At 73.6% G+C, this 22,804-nt stretch carries 17 protein-coding genes; 5 read left to right on the top strand and 12 right to left on the bottom strand.

Translation table 11 applies throughout. The annotated features are described in order from the left end of the window. Nucleotides 1-232 precede the first annotated feature (232 nt). From ABZ883_RS21725 to ABZ883_RS21710, 4 genes are read left to right on the top strand one after another with little or no spacing between them, the layout of a single operon-like run. Nucleotides 233-1,297 (top strand): iron-siderophore ABC transporter substrate-binding protein, encoded by a 1,065-nt coding sequence (locus ABZ883_RS21725; RefSeq protein ID WP_360908374.1) that lies wholly within the window; start codon nucleotides 233-235, stop codon nucleotides 1,295-1,297. Between the two features lie 39 nt (nucleotides 1,298-1,336). Then, a complete protein-coding gene (locus ABZ883_RS21720) occupies nucleotides 1,337-2,341 on the top strand; it encodes an iron ABC transporter permease (RefSeq protein ID WP_360908372.1) in 1,005 nt (334 codons plus the stop codon). Next, a complete protein-coding gene (locus ABZ883_RS21715) occupies nucleotides 2,338-3,432 on the top strand; it encodes an iron chelate uptake ABC transporter family permease subunit (RefSeq protein WP_360908370.1) in 1,095 nt (364 codons plus the stop codon). The genes ABZ883_RS21720 and ABZ883_RS21715 overlap by 4 nt, the downstream gene beginning before the upstream one ends. Continuing rightward, nucleotides 3,429-4,259, top strand: a complete 831-nt coding sequence (locus ABZ883_RS21710; RefSeq protein WP_360908368.1) for an ABC transporter ATP-binding protein — start codon at nucleotides 3,429-3,431, stop codon at nucleotides 4,257-4,259. The genes ABZ883_RS21715 and ABZ883_RS21710 overlap by 4 nt, the downstream gene beginning before the upstream one ends. A 15-nt stretch (nucleotides 4,260-4,274) precedes the next feature. On the opposite strand, the gene ABZ883_RS21705 is transcribed toward ABZ883_RS21710, so the two are convergent. The 10 genes from ABZ883_RS21705 to ABZ883_RS21660 all read right to left on the bottom strand — a co-directional run bounded on the left by ABZ883_RS21705 (nucleotide 4,275) and on the right by ABZ883_RS21660 (nucleotide 19,312). Further along, complete coding sequence (locus tag ABZ883_RS21705; RefSeq protein ID WP_360908366.1) at nucleotides 4,275-5,900, bottom strand: ABC-F family ATP-binding cassette domain-containing protein; 1,626 nt, start codon at nucleotides 5,898-5,900, stop codon at nucleotides 4,275-4,277. Nucleotides 5,901-6,008: 108 nt separating this feature from the next. Next, nucleotides 6,009-7,646: an ABC-F family ATP-binding cassette domain-containing protein gene (locus ABZ883_RS21700; RefSeq protein WP_360908365.1), complete on the bottom strand. Its 1,638-nt coding sequence runs from the start codon at nucleotides 7,644-7,646 to the stop codon at nucleotides 6,009-6,011. 244 nt (nucleotides 7,647-7,890) lie between these two features. After that, the gene (locus tag ABZ883_RS21695; RefSeq protein WP_360908363.1) at nucleotides 7,891-8,511 is read right to left on the bottom strand and encodes a TetR/AcrR family transcriptional regulator; all 621 of its coding nucleotides are present in this window, start codon (nucleotides 8,509-8,511) and stop codon (nucleotides 7,891-7,893) included. Between the two features lie 48 nt (nucleotides 8,512-8,559). After that, on the bottom strand, nucleotides 8,560-9,489 hold the full coding sequence (locus ABZ883_RS21690; protein ID WP_360908361.1) for a hypothetical protein: 930 nt from the start codon (nucleotides 9,487-9,489) through the stop codon (nucleotides 8,560-8,562). Nucleotides 9,490-9,621: 132 nt separating this feature from the next. Continuing rightward, nucleotides 9,622-9,969 (bottom strand): hypothetical protein, encoded by a 348-nt coding sequence (locus ABZ883_RS21685; RefSeq protein WP_360908359.1) that lies wholly within the window; start codon nucleotides 9,967-9,969, stop codon nucleotides 9,622-9,624. Between the two features lie 173 nt (nucleotides 9,970-10,142). Continuing rightward, nucleotides 10,143-14,216, bottom strand: a complete 4,074-nt coding sequence (locus ABZ883_RS21680) for a discoidin domain-containing protein (RefSeq protein ID WP_360908357.1) — start codon at nucleotides 14,214-14,216, stop codon at nucleotides 10,143-10,145. A gap of 586 nt (nucleotides 14,217-14,802) precedes the next feature. Beyond that, nucleotides 14,803-16,053: a cation:proton antiporter gene (locus ABZ883_RS21675; protein WP_360908355.1), complete on the bottom strand. Its 1,251-nt coding sequence runs from the start codon at nucleotides 16,051-16,053 to the stop codon at nucleotides 14,803-14,805. A gap of 2 nt (nucleotides 16,054-16,055) precedes the next feature. Then, the gene (locus tag ABZ883_RS21670) at nucleotides 16,056-16,526 is read right to left on the bottom strand and encodes a TrkA C-terminal domain-containing protein (RefSeq protein ID WP_360908352.1); all 471 of its coding nucleotides are present in this window, start codon (nucleotides 16,524-16,526) and stop codon (nucleotides 16,056-16,058) included. A gap of 211 nt (nucleotides 16,527-16,737) precedes the next feature. Continuing rightward, the gene (locus tag ABZ883_RS21665; RefSeq protein ID WP_360908350.1) at nucleotides 16,738-17,793 is read right to left on the bottom strand and encodes an aldo/keto reductase; all 1,056 of its coding nucleotides are present in this window, start codon (nucleotides 17,791-17,793) and stop codon (nucleotides 16,738-16,740) included. Nucleotides 17,794-17,845: 52 nt separating this feature from the next. After that, nucleotides 17,846-19,312, bottom strand: a complete 1,467-nt coding sequence (locus ABZ883_RS21660; protein WP_360908348.1) for an MFS transporter — start codon at nucleotides 19,310-19,312, stop codon at nucleotides 17,846-17,848. A gap of 196 nt (nucleotides 19,313-19,508) precedes the next feature. Between ABZ883_RS21660 and ABZ883_RS21655 the strand changes: the two genes are divergently transcribed. After that, the gene (locus ABZ883_RS21655) at nucleotides 19,509-20,123 is read left to right on the top strand and encodes a TetR family transcriptional regulator (RefSeq protein WP_360908346.1); all 615 of its coding nucleotides are present in this window, start codon (nucleotides 19,509-19,511) and stop codon (nucleotides 20,121-20,123) included. 4 nt (nucleotides 20,124-20,127) lie between these two features. On the opposite strand, the gene ABZ883_RS21650 is transcribed toward ABZ883_RS21655, so the two are convergent. Both ABZ883_RS21650 and ABZ883_RS21645 read right to left on the bottom strand, forming a co-directional pair. Then, nucleotides 20,128-21,378, bottom strand: a complete 1,251-nt coding sequence (locus tag ABZ883_RS21650; protein ID WP_360908344.1) for an NAD(P)/FAD-dependent oxidoreductase — start codon at nucleotides 21,376-21,378, stop codon at nucleotides 20,128-20,130. Between the two features lie 110 nt (nucleotides 21,379-21,488). Next, nucleotides 21,489-22,751, bottom strand: a complete 1,263-nt coding sequence (locus ABZ883_RS21645; protein WP_360908342.1) for a SpoIIE family protein phosphatase — start codon at nucleotides 22,749-22,751, stop codon at nucleotides 21,489-21,491. Between the last annotated feature and the right edge of the window lie 53 nt (nucleotides 22,752-22,804).

Raw genomic sequence — 22,804 nt, 5'->3', positions numbered from 1 at the left:
GGACGAGGACCGCCGCGGCGGACCGCGCGGGCGCCGGGTCACGACGGGGGACCACGGCCCGGCACCCGCTTCTTCTCGCCTCACCGGCACGGCGGGATTCATGCGTGGCCGCCCGCCGTTCCGGGCGCACGGCGCCTTCCGGGACCCCCGCTTGTCTCCTGGGCGAGGGTTCGACATAAGGTAAGGCTCGCCTAATGATTCACAGGCGCACCACAGCTACAGGAGCCTCCACATGTCTCTTCGGCACCGCGGTACCGCCGCAGTCGCCCTGGCCGTCGCCGCCGCGCTGTCCCTCGCGGCCTGCGGCAGCGATTCCTCCTCGAACGGGAAGGAGGGCAGCGCCGCCGCGTCCGCGACGGCCGGTTCGGGGTCGAAGGACTCGAAGTCGGTCGCGCAGGGCGGTCAGGACTTCGCGGACGCCGCCGAGAAGACCGCCGCGCTCGGCACCGACGCCAAGCCCGGCCAGTGGCCGCGCACGATCAAGCACGCGATGGGCAGCACCGAGCTCACCGCGCAGCCCAAGCGCGTGGTCGTGCTCGACGTGGGCGAGCTCGATAACGTTGTCTCCCTCGGGATCAAGCCGGTCGGCCTGGCCCCCACGGAGGGGTCGCCGGAGCTGCCGTCGTACCTGAAGAAGGACGCGGGCACGCCGAAGAACATCGGCACCATCAACAGCCTCAACCTGGAGGCCATCGCCGCGCTCAAGCCGGACCTGATCCTGGGCAGCCAGCTGCGCGCCGCCGCCTCGTACGACGAACTGTCGAAGATCGCGCCGACCGTCTTCTCGATCCGCCCGGGCTTCACCTGGAAGCAGAACTACCTCCTCAACGCCGCCGCGCTCGACAAGACCGCGCAGGCGCAGGCGAACCTCGCCGCGTACGAGAAGCGCGCCAAGGACCTCGGCGCCCGGCTCGGCGCGCACAAGCCGACCGTCTCGATGGTCCGCTACATGCCCGAGGGCAAGATCCGGCTGTACGCGAACGACTCCTTCATCGGCACGATCCTCAAGGACGTCGGCATCCCGCGCCCGAAGAACCAGGACATCGAGGACCTGGCGGCCGAGATCAGCGCCGAGAACATCGACCAGGCGGACGCCGACTGGATCTTCACCGGTGTCTACGGCGACCCGAAGGCCACCGACAAGACCAAGGCCCAGGGCAACCCGCTGTGGAAGAACCTCAAGGCGGTCAAGGACGGCCACGCCTTCGACGTGCCCGACGAGACCTGGTACCTGGGGCTCGGCGTGACCGCCGCCAACGCGGTGCTGGACGACCTCCAGACGCACCTGACGGCCTGACGGTCTGCCGGTCCGACGAAGAGAGAGTGAGCGCGGCGCATGTCGCCACCCACCCGCCGCCGTGCCGCCTGGCTGCTGGCCGGCGTGCTGATGCTGCTGACCGCCGTCCTGCTGAGCCTCGCCGTGGGCAGCCGCCAGATCGCCCCGGGCGAGGTGGTCCAGGCCCTGCTGCACGGCGGCACGAGCAACGACGCCCAGGTGGTGCGGTCGTTGCGGCTGCCCCGCACGGTCATCGGGGTCCTGGCGGGCGCCGCGCTCGCCCTCGCCGGGACGGTCATGCAGGGCATCACCCGCAACCCGATCGCCGAGCCGGGCATCCTGGGTGTCAGCCAGGGCGCGTCGGTGGGTGTGGTGTGCGCGATCGCCTTCTGCGGCGTGCACACCCTGAACGGCTATGTGTGGTTCGCGTTCACGGGCGCCGCGCTGGCGGCGGTGGGGGTGTACGCCGTCGCCAGCGGGGGGCGCGGTGGCGCCTCACCGGTCAAACTCGCCCTCGCCGGGGCCGCGATGAACGCCTTCCTCGCCTCCCTCGTCTCCGGGATCGTCACGACGAACGCCCGGGCCCTGGACGAGTTCCGCTTCTGGCAGGTCGGCTCCATCAGCGGGCGCGGCAACGAGATCATCGGCCAGATCTGGCCGTTCCTGCTGGCCGGCGTGGTGCTGGTGGCGGCCATGGCCCGCGGTCTGGACGCCCTCGCGCTCGGCGACGACGCCGCCAAGGGCCTCGGCCACAACGTGGGCCTGCTGCGCGTGCTCGGCGCGCTGGGGGCGACGGTGCTGACGGGCGCGGCGGTGGCCGCGGTCGGCCCGATCGCCTTCACCGGTCTCGCCGTTCCGCACATCGCCCGCGCCCTGGTCGGCACCGCGCACCGCTGGGTGCTGCCGCTGGCCGCGCTGCTCGGACCGGTGATGATCCTCGGCTCCGACGTGATCGGCCGCATCGTCTTCCCGCCCTCGGAGGTGCCGGTGGCCGTCATGACCGCCCTGATCGGCGTGCCGTTCCTGATCGCGCTCGTGCGGCGCAGGGCGGTGGTCGCGGCATGACTCTCGACGCCCCTCGGGCGACCGGCACTTCGGCCCGCTCCTCCGTCCGCCCGGCCGGGCACGCCGTCGTCCGCGGCGGACGCGCCAGCTTCCTCGTGCACCGCCGCGCGGTCGCCGTCGCGTCGGTGCTCGCCGTGCTGCTGGCCTGCGCGGTGGTGGCGTACCTGTGCGTGGGCGAGGCCTTCGTCTCCCCCGCGCAGGTCGTCCGCGTCCTGCTCGGGCGGCCCAGCCCCGACGAACTGGTGGTGGGCACCTTGCGCCTGCCCCGGCTGGTCGTCGGGCTGCTGGCCGGGGCCGCGTTCGGTGTGGCGGGAGCGCTGGTGCAGACCGTCGCCCGCAACCCCCTGGCCAGCCCCGACGTCATCGGCGTCACGCACGGCGCGGGCGCGGCCACCGTCGCCGCCATGAGTTTCAACGCCGTCGCGTACGACGTGCTGCCGTACGTCTCCGTCGCGGGCGGCCTGTCGGCGGCGCTGATCGTCTACGTCTTCGCCTGGCGGCGCGGTCTGCACTCCTCGCGGTTCGTGCTGGTGGGCATCGGGGTGTCGGTCGCGCTCGGCTCGCTGACGCAGCTGTTCCTCACCAAGGGCGACTACCTGGTGGCCCAGCAGGCCAAGGTGTGGTTGACCGGCTCGCTCAACGGCCGCGGCTACGAGGAGGCCGGGCCGCTCGGGCTCGTCCTGCTGATCGGCGTCCCCGCGGCGCTGTGGGCGGCGCGGGCCCAGCGCGGCGCGTCCTTCGACGACGACACCGCGACCGCGCTCGGCGTGCGCCTGGACCGGGTCCGCCTCGGTCTGACCGCCCTCGGTGTCGTCCTGGCGTCGGTGGCGACGGGGGCTGCGGGACCGGTCGACTTCGTCGCGCTGCTCGCCCCGCAGATCGCCCGCCGGCTGACGCGCACGGCCCAGATCCCGCTGCTGTCCTCGGCGTTGGCCGGCGCGCTGGTCGTCGTGGTCGCGGACCTGCTGGCCCGCCGCCTGTTCTCCCCGATCGAGCTGCCGGTCGGCGTGCTCACCGCCGCGGTGGGCGCCCCTTACCTGATGTGGCTCATCGTCCGCACCCGCAGCCGTTCCGGAGGCACCTCGTCATGAGCCGTACGCCCACCAGCCGCCTCTCGGCGCGGGACCTCACCCTGGCGTACGAGGACCGCACCGTCGTCGAGGGCCTGGACCTGGAGATCCCGGACGGCCGGGTCACGGTCGTCGTCGGGCCCAACGCCTGCGGCAAGTCGACCCTGTTGCGGGCCCTGGGCCGGCTCCTCAAGCCGCGCCGCGGCACGGTGCTGCTCGACGGCACCGAACTCGCCCGCGTCCCCGGCCGGCAGGTCGCACGGACCATCGGGGTGCTGCCGCAGTCCCCCACCCCGCCGGACGGCATCACGGTCGCCGATCTCGTCGCCCGCGGCCGCCAGCCGCACCAGCGGTGGTGGCAGCAGTGGTCGGAGGCCGACGAGCGGGCCGTCGCCGACGCCCTGGAGCGCACGGACACCGCCGACCTCGCCGACCGGCCGGTGGACGAGCTCTCCGGCGGCCAGCGGCAGCGGGTGTGGATCGCCATGGCCCTGGCCCAGGACACCGACCTGCTGCTGCTCGACGAGCCCACGACCTATCTGGACATCGCCCACCAGGTCGAGGTGCTCGACCTGGTCCGCCGTCTCAACCACGAGCGCGGCCGGACCGTCGTCGCCGTGCTCCACGACCTCAACCAGGCCGCCCGCTACGCCGACCACCTGGTCGCCATGAAGGCCGGCCGCATCGTCGCCCAGGGCCCGCCGGAGTCCATCGTCACCGCCGAACTGGTCCAGGACGTCTTCGGCCTCGCCTCCGTCGTCGTGCCCGACCCCGTCACGGGCGGACCGCTGGTCGTCCCCACCCGCGCCTGGCAGCCCGCGCCGCCGCAGGGGACGCGGGCCGGCTGAGGCCCGCCCGGCCGGTCACGAGGCGCCGCACAGCCGCAGTTCGCGGCCCGGCCAGCGGGAGCGCAGGCGGCGGTCGTGGGTGGCGACGACGACGGCGCCGGGGCCCGCGCCGAGTGCCTCCTCCAACTCGTCGCACAGCCGGGGCGAGAGGTGGTTGGTGGGCTCGTCCAGCAGGAGGAGTTCCGGCGGGTCGGCGACGAGCAGCGCCAGTGCCAGGCGGCGCCGCTGACCGACCGAGAGGTGGGCGACCGGCTTGCCGAGTTCGGCCTCGGCGAGCAGGCCGAGCGAGAGCAGGGGCACGGCCGCGGCACGCTCGTGGCCCAGAGCCGCGTCGTAGGTCTCCGCGGCGGTACGGTCCGGCTGCGCGAAGGCCGTGTCCTGGGTGAGCAGCCCGACACGCAGGCCGCCACGTCGCCGGACGGTGCCGGAGCCGGCGGCCAGTCGGCCCGCGAGAACGGCCAGCAGGGTCGACTTGCCCGCGCCGTTGGCACCGGTGACCAGCAGACGGTCCTGTGCCGGGACGTCGAGTCGGGCGAGGCGGAGGCGGCCGGGCACATGGAGGTCGCGCAGCACGACCAGCGGTCCGTCGGCGGAGGCGGCCGCGGCGAGGCCGCCGGTGCGCAGCCGCAGCGGCTCCGGCGGGGGGCCGGTCCGGTCGCGCTCCAGCCGTTCCAGGCGGCGGGCGGCGTCGCGGACGCGCCGGGAGACCTGGTTCTGCACGCGGCCCGCGCGGTGGCCGTATCCCATCTTCTCGTTGTCGCGTTTGACGTGGTCGTGGGCGACCTGGTGCGCGGTCACGGCGACCTGGCCGCGCAGGGCGGCGATCTCGGTCTCCTGTTCGGTGAACCGGCGCTGCCAACGCTCCCGTTCGGCGTTCCGGTGGGCCAGGTAGGCGCTGTAAGTGCCGCCGAAACGGGTGGGGCCTCCGGGGGCGGGGTCGAGGTCGATCAGGTCGGTGCAGACGGCGTCGAGGAAGGCCCGGTCGTGACTGGCCAGCACCACCGCCCCCGGCAGCGCGCGCAGTTGCTCCTCCAGGAAGGCGGCCGCGGCGTCGTCCAGGTGGTTGGTCGGCTCGTCGAGCAGCAGCGCCGGGGGCCTCCTGACCAGCAGCGCGGCCAGGGCCAGCCGGCCGCGGCCGCCCCCGGACAGACGGGCGAGGGGCAGGTCCCGCGGGACGTCGCCGAGGCCGAGTCCGGCGAGGACGATCCACGCACGCCGGTCGGCGTCCCAGCTCTCGCGGTCCTGGGCGGCCTCCAGCCGCACGGCGTACGCGTCCAGCAGGGCGCCGTGGGCGGGATCGCCCGCGGCGGTACCGGCCAGGGCACGGGTGAGACGGTCGAGTTCGGCCAGGTCCTCGCGGGCCTCGCGCAGCGCGTCGTCGAGCACGTCGGCGACGGTGGCCGTCGCGGCGAAGGGCAGTTCCTGCCACAGGAAGCCGAGACCGGGCGGGCGGACGACCGTGCCGGCGTCGGGTTCCTCCACCCCGGCCAGCAGCCTGAGCAAGGTCGACTTGCCGGAGCCGTTCTCGCCGATGAGGCCGATCCGGCGGCCCGGCGGGGCGGTCAGGGAGACACCGTCGAGGACGCGCCGCGTCCCCAGGACGCGGACGAGGTCGTGGGCGGACAGGGCGTGTTCGGGCATGCGGACCACCGGGAGGAAGAAGGGGGCGCCCGGCCCCGGCCGTGACACGGCGGTGCCACGGCCGGGAAGGGCAGTGGGCAGGAGCAGGAAGCGGGGCGTGCGCGCGGGCTACGGCCGCACGGGCCCGGTCTCCGTCAACTGCCCGTCCGCCAGGCGCAGCCAGCGGTCCGCGCCGATCGCGGCGAGGAACCGCACGTCGTGGCTGACCACGACGAAGGCACCTTCGTAGGCGTTCAGGGCGCTCTCCAACTGGCCCACGCTGACGAGGTCGAGATTGTTGGTGGGCTCGTCCAGCAGCAGCAGATGAGGGGCGGGTTCCGCGCACAGGACGCAGGCCAGGGTGGCGCGCAGCCGTTCGCCCCCGGACAGCACCCGTACCGGCAGGTGGGCGCGCGTGCCGCGGAAGAGGAAGCGCGCCAGCAGGTTCATCCGGTCCGCCTCGGGCATCGCGGGCGCGGCGTCCGCCAGGCTCTCGGCGACCGTGCGGTCGGGGTCCAGCAGATCGAGGCGTTGCGACAGGTACGCGACACGGCCGTCGGCGTGCCTGACCCGCGCGCCGTCCGCGGCGCCGAGCTCGCCGCCGACCAGGCGCAGCAGCGTCGACTTCCCGGCGCCGTTGGGGCCGGTCAGCGCGATCCGTTCCGGGCCCCGGATCGTCAGGTCGGCGCCCTCGCCGGCGAAGATCTCCCGCCCGCCGTGGCTGACCCGCATCCGCTCCCCGGTGAACAGCGTGCGCCCGGCCGGGACACGGGTGTCGGGCAGTTCCAGCGCGATCCTCGTGTCGTCGCGCAGGGCGCGGCCCGCCTCGTCCAGCCGGGCCTTGGCCTCGCTGACCCGGGCGGTGTGGGTCTCGTTCGCTTTGCCCGCGGACTCCTGGGCGCGCCGCTTGAGCGTCCCGGCGAAGATCTTCGGCAGTCCCGCGCTGTCGAGGGAACGGGCGGCGGCGCCGGCCCGGCGGGCGGCCCGTTCCCGAGCCTGCTGCAACTCCCGCTTCTCCCGCTTGAGTTCCTGCTCAGCGCTGCGGATGTTCCGCTCGGCCGCCTGCTGCTCGGCGCGCACGGCCTCCTCGTACTGCGTGTGGTTGCCGCCGTGGAAGCGGATCTCCCCCCGGTCGAGTTCGGCCACCCGGTCGACCCGGTCGAGCAGCTCGCGGTCGTGGCTGACCAGCAGCAGGCAGCCCCGCCACTCGTCGAGGACGGTGTGCAGGGTGCGGCGGGCGTCCAGGTCGAGGTTGTTGGTGGGTTCGTCCAGCAGCAGGACGTCGGGACGCCTGAGCAACTGCGCCGCCAGGCCCAGCGTGACGGCCTGCCCGCCGCTGAGGGTGCGCAGGCGCCGGTCGAGGGCGACGTCCCCGAGGCCGAGCCGGTCGAGTTCGGCGCGGCTGCGGTCCTCGATGTCCCAGTCGTCGCCGATGGTGGTGAAGTGCTCCTCGCCCGCGTCCCCGGACTCGATGGCGTCGATCGCGCGGATCACGTCGGCGACGCCGAGGACCTCGGCCACGGTCAGGTCGCCGGTCAGGGGCAGGGACTGCGGGAGGTAGCCGAGCGTCCCGTCCACGGTGACGGAGCCGCCGCGGGGCCGCAGCTCCCCCGCGATCAGTTTGAGGAGCGTGCTCTTGCCGGCGCCGTTCGGCGCGACCAGGCCCGTGCGGCCGGAGCCGACGGTGAAGGACAGGCCCTCGAAGACAGGGGTGTCGTCAGGCCAGGAGAAGGACAGGTGGGAACAGACGATGTACGCGTCGGACATGGGTGAGCCCTCGGGAGAACGCCGCGGGCACGCCGGAGCGGCCCTGCGGAAAAGGAAGGGGGAAGGAACGACGAAGCGGCCACGGCGGCCGCGCCTTCTGCGCGCCTGCCCATGGCCGAGGACACCCGGTATCACCCGGAGATGTCGTCGTCACCCGCCACGTGCGGACTCCCTTGGTCTGCTGGATCTTCTTCCCGGTCGTTCGCGGGCCAGCGTAGCAGCCGGCCCGGAACCGGGCCCGCCGTTATCGTCGCGCCGACGGGCCGCCGTCGAACGCGGCCACGGCTTCGAACAGGCGCAGTCCCTGCTCCACGACGTCCTCGCGGGACAGCGGGAGCGTGCCGTCGGCCCAGTTCAGGAGGATCTGCTGGACGCCGCCCACGATCGCCAGGGCCATGACGCCGGTGTGCGTTCCGGGGGCCGGCGGGTCCTCCAGGAGCATGTCCTCCACCAGGCGGGCCAGATTCCGCATCCCCCGTCGCCGCTCGTTCGCGGCCAGCGGACCGGCCGCGAGGGACTCGACGAGCTTGACCCGTCCCTTGCCGGGGTCGTCGGCCACGCCCGCGGCCAGCACCCGCAGCATGCCGCGGGCCCGCTCCCCGCGTGTTCCGGGGCCGGTGACGGCGGTACGGCACCGCGCGGCCTCCTCGTCCTGGATCTCGGCCAGGACGGCGGCCATCAGGGCGTCGAGGGAGGGGAAGCTCTCGCCGAAATAGCGGTCCTGCAGTCCGCTGCGTCGCAGCACGGCGCGGATGGACGTGCCGGGGTACCCCTGGGTGTGGAACAGCTCCAGCCCGGCGTCCATCAGGCGCCGGCGCCGCGCCGCGGTGCGTTCCCCGGCGGTCATTCCGTCGTACGTTCGCATACCACCAGATCCCTCCGGCCCATCCTAGCCAGGGGTCCCTTTTCGGGCTCAGTGGACCGGGGAAACCCTCAGTACCCGCCGAACGCCATGTGACGAGTGGGCCTCGTGGTCTGCGGGGTACACGCCGACGGTGCCGTCGGGAAGGTGACGGCCGACGATGTGGTAGTAGTCGGTCCGGTTCCGTTCACCGAGGACCGGGTTCGGCTCCTCGTGGCTGCCTTGCGGGTAGTAGGGGAAGCACGTCGCCCACGGCACCGGGATCATGGTGCCGCGGTCACCGAGGAACGGCTTGGCGCCCTGCCGGTCCGCCGGGAGCCGCCCGGCACGACGGCGCGTGCCCTGCCAGACGAGGTACTGGGGGACGGTGATGGAGCCGATGTGGCGTCCGGCCGGTCGATGCGTCTCGGCGTCTTCCTTCTGAAGGTCCTTCAGCTGCCATTCCGCGCCTATGCCGCGGTACTTCAGTCCTCTCCCGGCTGGTTCGGGCCCATCGGAATCGTCCAGGACGAAGCCGATCAGCCAGTCGGCTTCCTGGCCGTCGTCGTGCCGGGCGGCAAGGTGCGCCCGCTCGGCCTCGACGGCGACGGAGTGGACAGCGGGCCGGCCCGTCGCCCTGGAGGCCCAGTCGGCGATCCGCTGCCGCGGGGAGGGCTGAGGCGGCGGTGGATCGTACGGGTACCGGTAGGGGCCCAGGGGAACCTTGTCGCTGATCCCGGCCCACTCGACCGCGTCGATCAAGGCGAGAAACCGCCGCCATCCACCCAGACTGCGGACGCTCGGAGTCATGACCAGATCGTCCCGGCATCCGGCTCCGGCTCGTCGGACGAGCCAGGCCCTGACCTCGGGCTGCACAAGCGCGTCGAGGGCCGCGCGGTCCGGCATGCCGTGAACGGGGAATCCCATGCTGCGCAGGACTGCGGCGCAGGCCTCGTACTGCCGGTCGACGCGCTCGTCGTAGGCATGTCCGCGCTTCGCCACCGTTACCCCCCTGCTGACGGAACTCCCGCCCCGCCCCCCGACGCCAAATCTGAATCCTTCCCTGGGCGGCTGGACATGTATGCCGGTCCGGCGGCAGCACCGAACGGGCGGATCGGCGTCGCCCGGGGGCCATCAGACGGCGGGTGCCCCCGAACGGGGCTCGCACGGGCTGTCGGGGCGGTCGGGGCGGTCGGGGCTGCCTGCGCTGTCGAGATACATCCACCCCAGCGGATTCCAGCGCAGACGGTGCACCTCGACGGCGTCGATCGCGGCGTTCGCGCGCGCCGCGCACTCGTACTCCGCCGTGGCGCGGCCCGCCGCGATGTCCACGGCGTCCTGGGCGTCGGCCGCGTCACCGCCGACGACGTAGTAGTGGCAGCCCGCGGCACCGTGCGGCGTGCTGAAGCGGAAGCCCACCAGCCATCGGTCCCCGTGCGCGGCCGATCCGGCCCGGTCCTTCGGTGCGATGGTGGCGAACATGGGTGCAGCGCTCCTTGGTCTCGTGGTGGCGGGGTGGCCGCTCCGGGCCGCTCGATGTCCAGTTCAACAGCACGAGCGGCCCGGAGCATCGCGTTCTTGCTGGCCTCCCTGTGCCTGGGAACGCCAGTACCACCCTCCGCGGGCGGGGCCGAGGCCCCGCCCGCGCCGGGCGGTCAGTCCCCGGCCCGCACCGTCGTCCGCGGCACGTTGTACCCGTCCACCCGCAGGGCCGGCCGGCCCGAGGGCAGGGCGTGCTCCGGCCAGGACAGGGTGAGGGTGCGCGACTCGCCGGGCAGCAGCCACAGGTAGTTGTCGCCGTACAGGGTCGGCAGTACGCGTTCGCCGCTGCCGGAGTCCAGGAGCGACAACCGCACCATGGCCGCCACCGATCCGCCCCGGTTGGTGACCGTGGCGGTCGTCCCGCGGCGCTCGCCGGACCGGGTGACCTTGCCGACCGTGGCGGTGACCCGGGTGCTGTGCGCGGAGTTGAGCGCCCGCATGGCGGACGGCTCGCGGTAGCGCCAGTAGGTGTTCTCCGACAGCACGGTGCCGCCGCGCTCCATCCGCAGCCGCAGCAGGTGGAAGTCCGGCAGGCCGTCCTCCCACCCGGCGGTGAACGCCTCGGTCGTGCCCGAGGAGGCGACGTCGAGGGTCGTGCGCAGGGTCTTCCCGAGCCGGCGGCCCTCGAGGTCGAGGAGCTGCGCCGTGACCGTGACGCCCTTCAGCGCGCGCGGGGTGTGGTTGACCGCGACGACCTGCCAAGAGCCGGGGACGGCCTGGACGTGGATCGCCTCACAGGCGGAACGGGCGCCGTAGTAGGTGCCGTTGACGTCGAAGTCGTAGTCGTAGGTCTGCCACACCGTGCTGTGCCACGCCGGGTGCGACATCCACAGCAGCAGGCCGGTGGCGTCGTCCCAGAGGTTGGCGTTCCACGCCTCGAACATCGCGCGGGTGTTCTCGTAGTTGACGAACTGCGCCTTGCGCGTGAAGTCGTCGAGGTCGCGGGCCGTGTCGAGGCGGGCCTCGATGGCGGCCTGGTAGTTCTGCGGGGCCTGGTTCCCCCGGGTGCTCCAGTCGTGGTAGTACCAGGCGCCGCCGGCCGGCCACTCGGGCTCGGAGCCGACGAGGTTGCGCATGCTCTCGGCGGTCGACACCACGGGCATGCCGATCTCGGTGTGGAAGCCGAAGTTGCCGCTGCCGTACGTGGACGCCGAGAAGTAGCGGTTCGGGTCGACCCAGCCGTAGGGGCCGCCGCCGGTGACGATGCCGCCCGCGGAGTTGTTCTGGTAGAGGATGCCGGGCGCCTCGTCGTGCACGGCGTCGCGCATGCCGTCGTCGATCGCCGCAGGCGGGTTGCCCTCGTTGGCGCCGCACCAGACGACGACACTGGGGTGGATGCGGTAGCGCAGCACCGTGTCACGGGCGAGGGAGTTGAACGCCTCGTGGTTCGGCGGGTCCATGCCCCAGGCGTTGGGGAAGTCGTTCCAGACCAGCAGGCCGAACTCGTCGCAACCGGCGTAGAACTCCTCGCGGTTGCTGCTGGCGACCCAGTTGCGGATCATCGTGAAGTTCATGTCGCGGTGCATGCGCAGCGCCGCGTCCATGCGCTCGGCGGGCATACGGCGCAGCAGTTCGTCCCAGCCCCAGTTGCCGCCGCGGCAGAAGACGCGGACGCCGTTCACGCTGATCTTCAGCGGGTCCGGGGTGTTGTCCACGGACGTCACGTCGGTCCAGTTGTCGCCGTCGTCGGAGACCTGGACGGTGTAGGTCTTCGGGTAGGCCGTCTCCCATACGGCGGTGACCCGGTCGAAGGAGACGGAGGAGCCCAGGTCCACCTGGATCCACTGGTTGTCCTCGTAGGCCGAGGCCCAGCGGGTGCCGGGGACGCCGTCGGTGGCGTTGGAGGCGGGGTTCGAGGAGTCCTCGGTGGAGGCGGTGGTCGTCCTGCGGAAGGCCAGATCGGTGCCGGGCGCCGAGCTGTCGACCACGGAGAGCGTCCACAGCGAGTTGCCCCAGCTGGTCGCGCGCGCACCGCACTGGAGGCGCACGTAACGCGCGGTGCGGGCCTCGAAGTCGACGTTCTGGAGGCTGGCCGCGCCGCTCTGGAACGGCAGCGGCACCGCGCCGTTGTCGACGGACTTCGCGTCGGTCCAGGTGTCGCCGTCGTCGGAGAGCTGGACCACGAAGGTCTTGGCGTAGGCCTGCTCCCACGTCAGGTCGACCCGGTCGAAGGAGACGGAGGAGCCCAGGTCCACCTGGATCCACTGGTCGTCCTCGAACGACGAGGACCAGCGGGTGCCGGCGTCGCCGTCGGTGACGTTCGAGGCCGCGTTGGCGGTGTTGTCCACGGAGGAGGCGTGGGCGTCCTTGTGCAGCGCGAGGTCGGTGTCGGGGACGGAGCTGTCGACGACGGACAGGGCCCACAGCGACGAACCCCAGCCGGTCGCGCGGGTCAGGCACCGCACCCGCACGTGGCGGGCCTTGCGGCGGCCGAGGTCGACGGACTGCGTGTAGGAGTCGCTGCCGGACGTGAAGCGCAGCGGGATGTCGTAGTCGTAGCCGAACTGACGTATGCCGAAGCGGGTGCTGCGGCGGTCGCTCTCCGCGCCGCCGACCGTCGCCACCAGCGTCAGGTCGTGCAGTGCGGGGCTGCCGTAGCCGTTGGGCCACCACAGCTCCGGGTCGCGCAGCCGCAGCCGGGCGTCGGTGGCGGGGGTGAACACGACGTCGGTGCTCTTGCCGGCGGGCACCGTGACGGTCCGGGACACCCGCACACCGCAGAGCGAGGCGCTGACGGTGACGCTCCGGTCGGTGGTGTCGGCGTTGCGCACCGGGACGGTGATCGTCAGCTCGGCGGTCCGGGTGTCCGGCAGGTCGGGCAGGACGGTGTCGACCCGGGGGTCGCCGAGGACGGCGTGGCCGGTGGAGCGCAGGCGGACGTGGTTCCAGATGCCCGCGGCCCGGTCGCGCACGGCCGGCATCCAGTCCCAGCCCGAGGAGGCCAGGTACGTCGGCGAGTTGCGGTTCATCATTGTGGCGCCGGCGTCCACGAAGGCCAGGCCCGCCTCGCCCTTGTCGCCGGGGCTGCCGGGGAGGGGCATCGGGGTGATGCGCACGGCCAGCGCCTGCTCGCCGCCGGCCGCCAGGTGGGCGGTGATGTCGGTGGCGGACCGGGCGAAGGGGAACTCCATGCTCGCCACCGAGGCGCCGTTGAGCCAGATGTCCGCCTTGTGGTTGATGCCGTCGAACTCCAGCCAGATGTGCCGGCCGGCGCCCGTGCGCAGCGACCGCGGCAGGCGGAACTCGCGCCGGTACCACCAGGCGTGCCGGGACAGCGCCTCGGGGACGTGCAGGTTGTTGAAGCCGGTGACCGGGTCGGGCAGCTTGCCCTGCTCGACCAGCGAGCCCAGCACCGTGCCGGGCACGGTGGCGGGCAGCCAGCGGCTGGTGTCGACGTCGGCGCGGGAGAGGTCGGCACCCTCGGCGCCGGCCCAGTCGTCCATGGTGAGCGTCCAGCCGGACTCCAGCGGCACGGTCCCGTCGGCGGCGGCCTCCAGTTCGGGCGCCTTGTGGTCGTGCACGCCCCAGTCGGTCCAGCCGGTGGCCTCCGGGCGGTGGCCGCGGGCCCGGCCGTGCACCTCGAAGCCGTTGAGGCCGAGGGGGTTGGCGTTGGAGCGCTTGTGCACGGTCAGCCGCACCCAGCGGGCGGTCACGGCCCGGGCGAGGGCGATGTCGACAACGCCGCCGGTGCCGGAGTCCGTCCGGTGGACCGCCGTCCAGGTGCGGTGGTCACGGGAGGTCTCGACGACGAAGTCCACGGCGCAACTGGACAGGATCTCCTGGCCGGTGGTGCTGTCGCGGGGGTTGCCGCTGTTGGACGGGACGAAGGGCGGGTCGCCGGCCGTGGCCTCGAAGGTCAGGCGGATGGCGGTGATCTCGCAGTCGCCCTCCAGGTCGACCGAGATCCACTGGGGGTCGCCGGCCGCCGCGCGCCAGCCGCTGCCGCGCACGCCGACGGCGTTCAGGCGGTCCACCGCGAACTCGCCCGGCGTCGGGGCGTAGTCGGTGGACGACACCGCGACCGGGCGGTGCGCCGCCAGGTCGCCGGCGGTGCCGCCGCCCGTCACGGCCTGCTCGGCGGCACGGGCGGTGCCGGGGAGCGCAACGCCGATACCCAGGCTCGCGAGCAGTGTGGTGCCGGTGGTGACGACCGACCGGCGGGAGGGGTGTGACGCGTGAGTCGACATACGCAAATGGTCCAATCCGGGCACCCGGTGACGGGTTGGCACGACGGCCCGGTCCGCTCGGGCCGCCTGACAACGTTGCCATCTGACAACGTTGCCATAGGCTGTAATCCCCCGGGGCCGCTGTCAAGGGGTACGGCACGAACCGTGCTCGCGAGCGACCCGGCGCGGGCGTCCGGCCAAGCGACGCGGGGCTGTTGAGATGCCCTGCCGGTATGGCCGAAAATCGATGCCCGGCCGAAGGGGAAGAATCGGCACCCGGCCGCCGCCGCCCGCCGCCGCGCCCCGGCGGCGGCCGGATCGCAACGTCAGGGTGCCACCTCTTTCACCTGCGCCTTTATGGAGGCAAGTAGGCGCAGGCAGACCCCTCCCCCGCCCTGCGCCCGACTGCCCGGCCGCGGCGGCCCGTTCGCCGTGCCGCGGGCTCGCGTACCGGCAGTTTTCAGCCACACGCGCGAAGACCGCGCCATGGCGGGCCCGGACCGTCGCACAGCGCCTTTCGGCCTTTTTGCGGACGCGCGTCTGCACCGTGCGTAGGGCGGTGCCGGGGCCGCGGCGGCGCGGCAACGCACCGCCGCGGCCGGGACGCTCAGCCCGACGAGCGCGGCGCCCCCGCCGGGGACGCGTCCGGGAGTTCCTCGACCGCCATCGGCCCGCCCGCCTCGGCCCCGGTGGACGGCACACGGCGGAACACCGCCCGCAGCGCGCTGACGGCGGGCTCGGTCCAACGGGCGGCCAGGGGTCCGGCGATGACCAGGATCAGGACGTACGCGGTGGCCAGCGGGCCGATCCGGGGCTGACTGGCGACGGCGAGGCCCGCGATGACGATCGAGAACTCGCCACGGGCCACGAGAGTGCCGCCGGCCCGCAGGCGGCCCCGGGTGTGGATGCCCGCCCGGCGTGCCGCGTACCAGCCCGTCATGATCTTGGTGACGGTGGTCACCGCGGCCAGCGCGAGCGCCGGCAGCAGCACCGGCGGGATGGCCGACGGGTCGGTGGACAGGCCGAAGAACACGAAGAAGACGGCGGCGAACAGGTCGCGCAGCGGCATCAGCAGCCGGCTCGCGCCCTCGGCCGCCTCCCCGGACAGGGCGATGCCCACCAGGAACGCCCCGACGGCGGCGGAGACCTGGAGCTTCTGCGCGAACCCCGCGACCACCAGGGCCAGTCCGAAGACGACGAGCAGCAGCATCTCCGGGTTCTCCGAGGAGACCGCCTTGCTCAGCAGGCGTCCGTGGCGCAGTGCCAGAAACAGCACGGCGCCCACGGTGCCCATGGCGATGGCGAGGGCCAGTCCGCCGGCCGCCAGGCCGATGCCGGCGAGCAGGGTGGTGAGCAGCGGGAGGTAGACCGCCATGGCCAGGTCCTCGATGACGAGGACGCCGAGGATCACGGGGGTCTCGCGGTTGCCGAGCCGTCCGAGGTCGGTCAGTACCTTGGCGATGACGCCCGAGGAGGAGATCCAGGTGACGCCGGCGAGCGCGACGGCCGCCACCGGGCCCCAGCCCAGCAGCAGCGCCGCGGCGGCGCCGGGCACGGCGTTGAGGGCGAAGTCGACCAGACCCGAGGGGTACTGCGTGCGCAGGCTGGTGACGAGTTCGGAGGCGCTGTACTCCAGGCCGAGCAGCAGCAGGAGCAGGATCACCCCGATCTCCGCGCCCACGGCGGTGAAGTCCTCGCTGGCGTCCAGCGGCAGCAGGCCGCCGTGCCCGAACGCGAGCCCCGCCAGCAGGTACAGGGGTATGGGCGAGAGCCCGAGGCGTCCGGCGAAGCGCCCGATGAGCCCCAGTCCGAGGATGACGGCGCCGAGTTCGATGAGGAGTTCGGTGGTGTCGTGCATCCTCACTCCCCCGCCACGATCGCGGCGAGCGCGTCCACGCCCTCGCGGGTGCCGACGACGACCAGTGTGTCGCCGATCGCGAGCCGGAAGTCGGGCCCCGGGGAGGGGTGGGCGCTCGTCCTGCGCATGACGGCGACGATGGAGGCGCCGGTACGGGTCCGCGCGCGGGTGTCGCCGAGCAGCCGCCCGGCGTACGGGGAGCGGGAGTTGACCGGGATCTGCTCGGTGACGAGGCCGATCCCCTCGGTGTGCACGGCCTCCAGCGGGGTGGGGTCGAGGAGCCGCGCCAGCACGGCGGCCTCGTCGCCCTCCAGTGGTATCGACATCTGGCACGAATCGGGGTCCTCGGCGCCGTAGAAGCCCAGGAAGCGCCGCCCGTCCTGGTGCACCACCACCGAGAGGTGCCGTCCCGCGCGGGTGGTGACGTCGTACTGCGTTCCGACGCCGGGAAGGGTTGTCCGCCGAGTTCCCACTCTTTCCTCCCAGGGGGTGTCCCGTGGTGTCGCTGCATGGCCGGGCGGGTGGCACAGCCCTCGACGTCCCGGACCCACGACACGGGTAACACTGCGGTAGGCCTGGCCACCAGCGCGTTTTACCCTATCATTACGCTTCAGCGGGGCGGATCCCTTCCCGCCGGCACCCCGCGCCACGGGACGGCGCGGGGCACCGGCGGGGCCGCGGGGATCAGGCCACCGGCCGGACGGGGACGTCGACTCGGGAGGCGTCCCCGCCGCGCAGGCTGTCGCGGGCGGCGAGGACCGCCTCGTGCGGCACACCGAGCGGGACGGCGCTGACCTCGGTCAGCCGCGTGTACTGCGCCGGGCTCAGCCGGACCGCCAGGGCGCCGAGGTAGTCGTCCAGCTGGGCGGTGTTGCGCGGGCCGATGATGGGCAGGAACGGCGTCGCCGCCCGCGCCGCGCGTTCGCGCACCCAGGCCACGGCCACCTGGGCGGGCGTCGCGCCGGTCTCCCGCGCGATGTCCAGCACCGTGTCGACGACGGCGGTCTTCTGGTCGGAACTCTCGGTGTGCACCAGGGTCTTGAGGTCGCTCAGCCGGCCCTGCGTGCCGCGGCGGTACTTGCCTGTCAGCAGCCCGCCGCCGAGCGGCGACCACATCGCGGCGGCCAGGCCCAGGCTTTCGGCCATCGGCAGCAGTTCGCGGTCGGCGCTGCGCTCGACGAGGCTGTACTCGATCTGGACGCCGGCGACCGGGGCCCAGTTCCGCACGTCCGCGAGGGTGGCGGCGCGGGATATGCGCCACGCGGGGAAGTTGGAGAGTCCCGCGTGCAGGATCTTGCCGGACCGCACCAGGTCGTCGATGCCGCGCAGGATCTCCTCGATCGGCGTCAGGTCGTCCGGGAAGTGGACCCAGTACAGGTCGATGTAGTCGGTGCCGAGGCGCTTCAGACTGGCCTCCACCGAATGGATCATGTTCTTGCGGCTGTTGCCGGTCCTGGAGATGTCCTTCCGGGCCGTGTACCCGTTGCTGAACTTGCTGGCCAGCACGAAGTGGTCGCGGTCCGCGGTGAGGAAGCTCCCCAGGATCTCCTCGGACTCGCCGAACTGGTAGGTGTCGGCGGTGTCCAGGAAGGTGCCGCCGGCCTCGGCGAACCGGTCGAACATACGGCGGGACTCCTCGATGTCGGCCCCGGCACCCCACCTGGTGCCGAAGTTGCCGGTGCCGAGGGCGTACTCCGAGACGCGCAGTCCGGTGCGGTGTCCGAAGGTCGTGTAGCGCAAGGGGATCTCCTTGGATGTGGGGGGACGAGCTGTTTGCGGTGGGGGGCGACGGTCAGCCGGCCTCGGGAGCGCCTGCCCGGCGGCGCGGTGTGATGCCGAGCGCGGCGAGCGCGCTGAGGGCGACGACCGCGGCCGAGGTCCACCAGGCGTGCGCGAAGGTGTGCGCGGCCTGGCCGGAGGCCCCCGCCGCGAGGAGGACGACGAGCACACTCACGCCGATCACGTTCCCGACCTGGCCGGCCATGGTGACGACGGCGCTGCCGGTGGCGGCCTTGTCCTTGGGGAGTTCGGCGGTGGCCGAGGAGATCAGGGTCGGCAGGGCCAGGCCGACACCGACGCCCGCGACGAGCCAGCCGGGCAGGATGTCGGTGGCGTAGTGGAGCTGCCCGCCCGCGGCCAGGGCGAGCAGCGCGGCCCCGACGGCGACGAGTGCCGCGCCCAGTGCCGCCACCACACCGACCGGGAGACGCCGGGCGAGGTGCCGTCCGGCGGCCGAGGCACCGAACACCATCGCGGGGCCGGGGGCGACGCCGAGGCCGGTCTCGATGGCCGACCAGTGCCATTCCTGCTGCAACCACAGGGTGAGGCCCAGCAGTTGGACGGCGAAGGCGGCGTAGAACAGCAGTGTCGCGACGCCGGCCCAGGCGAACACCGGGTTGCGCAGCAGCCGCAGGTCGACGGCGGGGACGGGGTGCCGCGCGGAACGCAGCAGGCACAGCGCGAGCGCCACCGCGGTCACGGCGAAGCTGCCGACCGTCGGCGCCGCGCCCCAGCCCCACACCGGCGCCTGCACCAGCCCCAGGGCCAGTGATCCGATCGCGACGGCCAGCAGGGCGCCGCCGAGCAGGTCGGGCATCCGGGCGTCGCGGGTCTGCCGCCCGCGGGGCAGCAGGCGTGCGGCGAGGACCAGCGCCGCGACGCCGATCGGCAGATTGAGCAGGAAGATCCACTGCCAGGCGGCCTGGACCAGCAGTCCGCCGACCATGGGCCCCGCCGCGGCAGCCAGTGAGCCGCTGGCGGCCCAGATCTGGATGTACCGGGTGAGCCTGGCGGGCGGGGCCGTGGTGAGGACGAGGCCCAGGCTGGCCGGGGTGAGCACGGCGGCGCCGGCGGCCTGGAGGAAGCGGAAGGCCACCAGGACCCACAGGTCACCGCTCGCCGCGGCGCCCAGGCTGGCCGCGGTGAACACGCCCAGGCCGAGCAGGAATCCGGTCCTGCCGCCGAAACGGTCGGTCAGCCGGCCGGCGGGGACCAGGAGGGCGGCGTACACGATCGCGTAGCCGTTGAGGATCCAGCTCAGCTTCGACAGCGAGGTCTCGCCGACGCCGTGGCCGATGGGCGCGAGCGCCACATTGACAACGAAGGCGTCCAGTCCGGACAGGAACACCGAGGTGGCCAGGACGGCGAGGACGAGGCCCGGGTGCACCGGTCGGCGCGCGGAGGGCCGGGGGGCGGGAGGCGATGCCTGTGCCGGGCCGGTGCGACCGGCGGGTGTCGCATGCGGGGGTGAGGCGGTCATGGACGAGGTCTCCAACGGAGTGACGAAGTGCGGGGGACGTCCCGATCGGGCGCGCCGCCGGCGGGACGCCTCCTGCGGGGAGAGGGGTCCCGCGGGAGGGTCCGGCCGGCGGCCGATTAAGAACACCGATCGGTGTACTTAAGAGCGACCGTAACAGGGGTGTCCGCTTAAGTAAAACGATCGGTACCCTGGAGCCATGAGCATCACCGACCCTTCGCCCGTACGCCGGCGCCGCGGCCGCGGCGCGCGGGAGCGGATCCTCAAGGCGGCCACCGAGCTGTTCACCGCCCAGGGCATCAACGCCACCGGCATGGACCAGCTCACCGCGGCCGCCGAGGTGTCCAAGCGCACGCTCTACCAGCACTTCGGCGGCAAGGACGAGCTCGTCCACGCCTGCCTGCGGGAGATGGAGGACGGACTGCTGCCCCCGCGGGTCCCGCCGGAGATGACCCCGGAGGAAGCCCGCGACCGGCTGCTCGCCGTCCTCTCCTGGCCTCCCCCGGACCCCTCGGCGCCGCTGCGCGGCTGCCCGTTCCTCAACGCCGCCGTCGAGGTCCCCGACCCCGAGCACCCGGTGCACCGGCTCGCCGCGTCCTTCAAGACCGAGTTCGCCAGGCGCCTGGCCGGCCTCGCCCGGCGCGCGGGCGCCCGTGACCCGGAACTGCTCGGCGAGCAGTTCGCCCTGCTGTACGACGGCGCCGTCGCCCGCAGTACGGCGCTCAACGCTCCCGGAAGCGGCGCCGTGGCCCGCTCGATCGCCACGTCCCTGCTGGACGCCGCGCTCGTCCCGGACGCCCGGTCGGCGGGCTGAGCCGCTAGTCGGTGCGGCGGTGGTCCGCCAGCAGTTCGCGCGCGGCGCGCGCGCCCGAGGCCAGGGCGCCCTGGAGCGAGCCCGTGGCGCGGTGGTCGCCGCACACGTAGCGGCCCGGCGTGACGCGGCTGCCGCGGCTCAACGGGTGCGGCGGCGGCATCGCGGGGAGGGCGCCGTGCACCGTGCAGGCGCGCAGCGGCTCCCAGCCGCCCGTGTCGGTCCCGTACACCTCGGCCAGCGCCTCCCGCACCGCGGCCTCCTCCTCCGGGCCCGGGACACCGAGGACGGAGGTCGACACCAGCGCGCGGCCGTCCGGTGACAGCCCGGGCTGGACCTCGGTGAGGACCACCGTGTTCAGGAACCGCCGCCGCGCGTCGACCAGGAGCGTGGGCTCCGCCAGCGGCGAGCGGCCGGCCGCGTGGTACAGCGTCGTCACGGTGCGCGTCCCGGGCACGGTGAGCCCGGGAAGCAGGCGTGCGGCGGCCTCCGGCCCGGTCGCCACGACGACGGACGGCGCCGCCGTCTCCGTCCCGTCGTCCAGCAGGACGCCGTACGCGGTCAGTTCGCGCACCGGGGCGTCCGTACGGACGACGCCCTCGGGCAGCAGCCCGGCGAGCTGCGCGGGCACCTCGCCGATGCCCTCGGCCGGGAGGCAGAGGGTGCCGCGCAGCATGCTGCGCCACACCAGGTGGAAGAAGCGGCTGGAGGTCTCCAGCTCGTCCTCCAGGAAGACACCCGAAAGGAACGGCCGGAAGAAGGACTCGACGATGTCCGCGGAGAGCCCGGCCGCGGCGAGCGCGGTGAGCGTCGTGGTGTCCGCGCCGCGGCGCAGGACCCGGGCGGGCAGCAGCATGTCGCGGGCGCTCAGCACGCCGAGCGCGGCCAGGTCGCGGGCCGAGGCCAGGCGGCCCGGCAGCAGGTCGGCGGCCTCCCGCGGTCGGCGGGTCGGGTCGGTGAACAGCAGCCGCCCGCGGTCGGTGTGCACCGCCACCCCGGGCGTGAACGGGCGCAGCCGCAGGTCGCGCAGCCGCAACCGGCGCCGCACCTGCGGGTAGGAGGTGTTGAAGACCTGGAAGCCGCGGTCCAGCAGGAAGCCGAGGTGGCGGTCGGTCCGCATCCGGCCGCCGACGCGGTCGGAGGCCTCCAGGACGCGCACCGACAGGCCCGCCGCGCTCAGGTCGGCCGCGCACGCCAGTCCGGCGGCCCCGGCACCGACCACGATCACGTCACACCGGCCGCCGTGCTCGCGAGCCATCGATCGCCGCCCTCTCCACGACCGCCGCCGCAGGACGGACCCCGCGTCGCACGGTGCCGATCACCCTACGTGCGCTCCCGCCGGCGTCCGGGCGCGGCGCGCCGCACCCGTCACAGCCGCAGGGTGACCAGGGCGACGTCGTCGTCGGTGTCCGCGCCGTCCTCCGCGCGCAGGTCGCGCAGCAGGGCGTCGGCGAGGTCCTCAGGGCCGAGGTCGCGGTGCCGGACGATGCTGTCCCTGAGGCGCCGCAGCCCGACGTCGATGTCCTCGCCGCGGCGCTCGATCAGGCCGTCGGTGTACAGGACGAGGATGGCCCCGGGCGAGTAGCCCACCGTCGCCTGGGCCCGGTTCGCCTCGTACGTCCAGGCGCCGAGCGGGGGGTCGGCGTTCTCGTCCAGGAAGACCGCGGTCTCGCTGCCCGCGTCGAGCAGGGCGGGCGGCGGGTGGCCGGCCCTGCTGTACGTGATGGTGCCGCGGGCGCGGTCGATGACGGTCTGGACGGCGGTGGTGGCCAGCGCCCCCTCGACGGTGATGGCGTACCGGGCCAGGGTCTTCAGGGCCGGCCCCGGCTGGCCGAAGGCGCGGACGGCGGCGCTGAGCGCGCTGCGCAGCTGGCCCATGACGCCCGCGGCCTCCAGGCCGTGCCCGACGACGTCCCCGACGGCGACCGCGAGCCGGTTGCGTTCCAGCCCGATCAGGTCGTACCAGTCGCCGCACACGTTCAGCGAACCGGTGGCGGGCCGGTAGCGGACAGCGGCGAAGTCGTACTGGTCGTGGACCACGGTGGGCAGCATCGAGCGCTGCAGCGTGACCGCGATGGCGCGCTCGCGGGCGTGCGCCTCGCGCAGCCGCTCGTTGAGTTCCTCCAGTTCCTGCGCCCGGACCAGCAGCCCGGCGGTGGCCAGCACGTCGCTGCTGAGCCCGCCGCCCTCGGAGTCCAGGCCGCGGCCGGAGCGGACCAGGGCGGTCACGTCGTCCAGGCGGGCGATGACCATGCTGACCTCGCCGTCGGGACCGACGACGGGGATGTGGACGGGGCTCCAGTAGCGCACGCCGTCGTCGCCGGGATGGCTGCCGGCGGCGTCGTACCGGATCGGGCCGATGACGTCCTGCTCACCGGTTACCACGGCGCGGTGCGCCGAGGCGCTCATGCGCTGCACGTCGTTGTCCGCCTCGATGGGGAACGCCTCGACGGCCGGTGTTCCGCGGACCTGTTCCCGTTCGAGGCCGAAGGTCCGCAGGAACGCGTCGTTGGCGTCGGCGATCACGAGGTCCGGGGTGAGCAGCAGCACAGGAACGGGGAAGGCCAGGAACACCGACTCGTAGTCGATCTTCCCGCCCGGTCCCCCTCCGGATGCGGATCCGCGGCTCACCCTTTGATGTCTACCTCGCCCGGACGGCCTCCGCCCGTTGGCGGCGGTCCGGC

This window comes from Streptomyces sp. NPDC046977, from assembly GCF_040644455.1.
Classification (GTDB): Bacteria; Actinomycetota; Actinomycetes; order Streptomycetales; family Streptomycetaceae; genus Actinacidiphila.
Note: the sequence above shows the minus strand (reverse complement) of the source record. Positions and strands in the feature narration are given on the sequence as shown.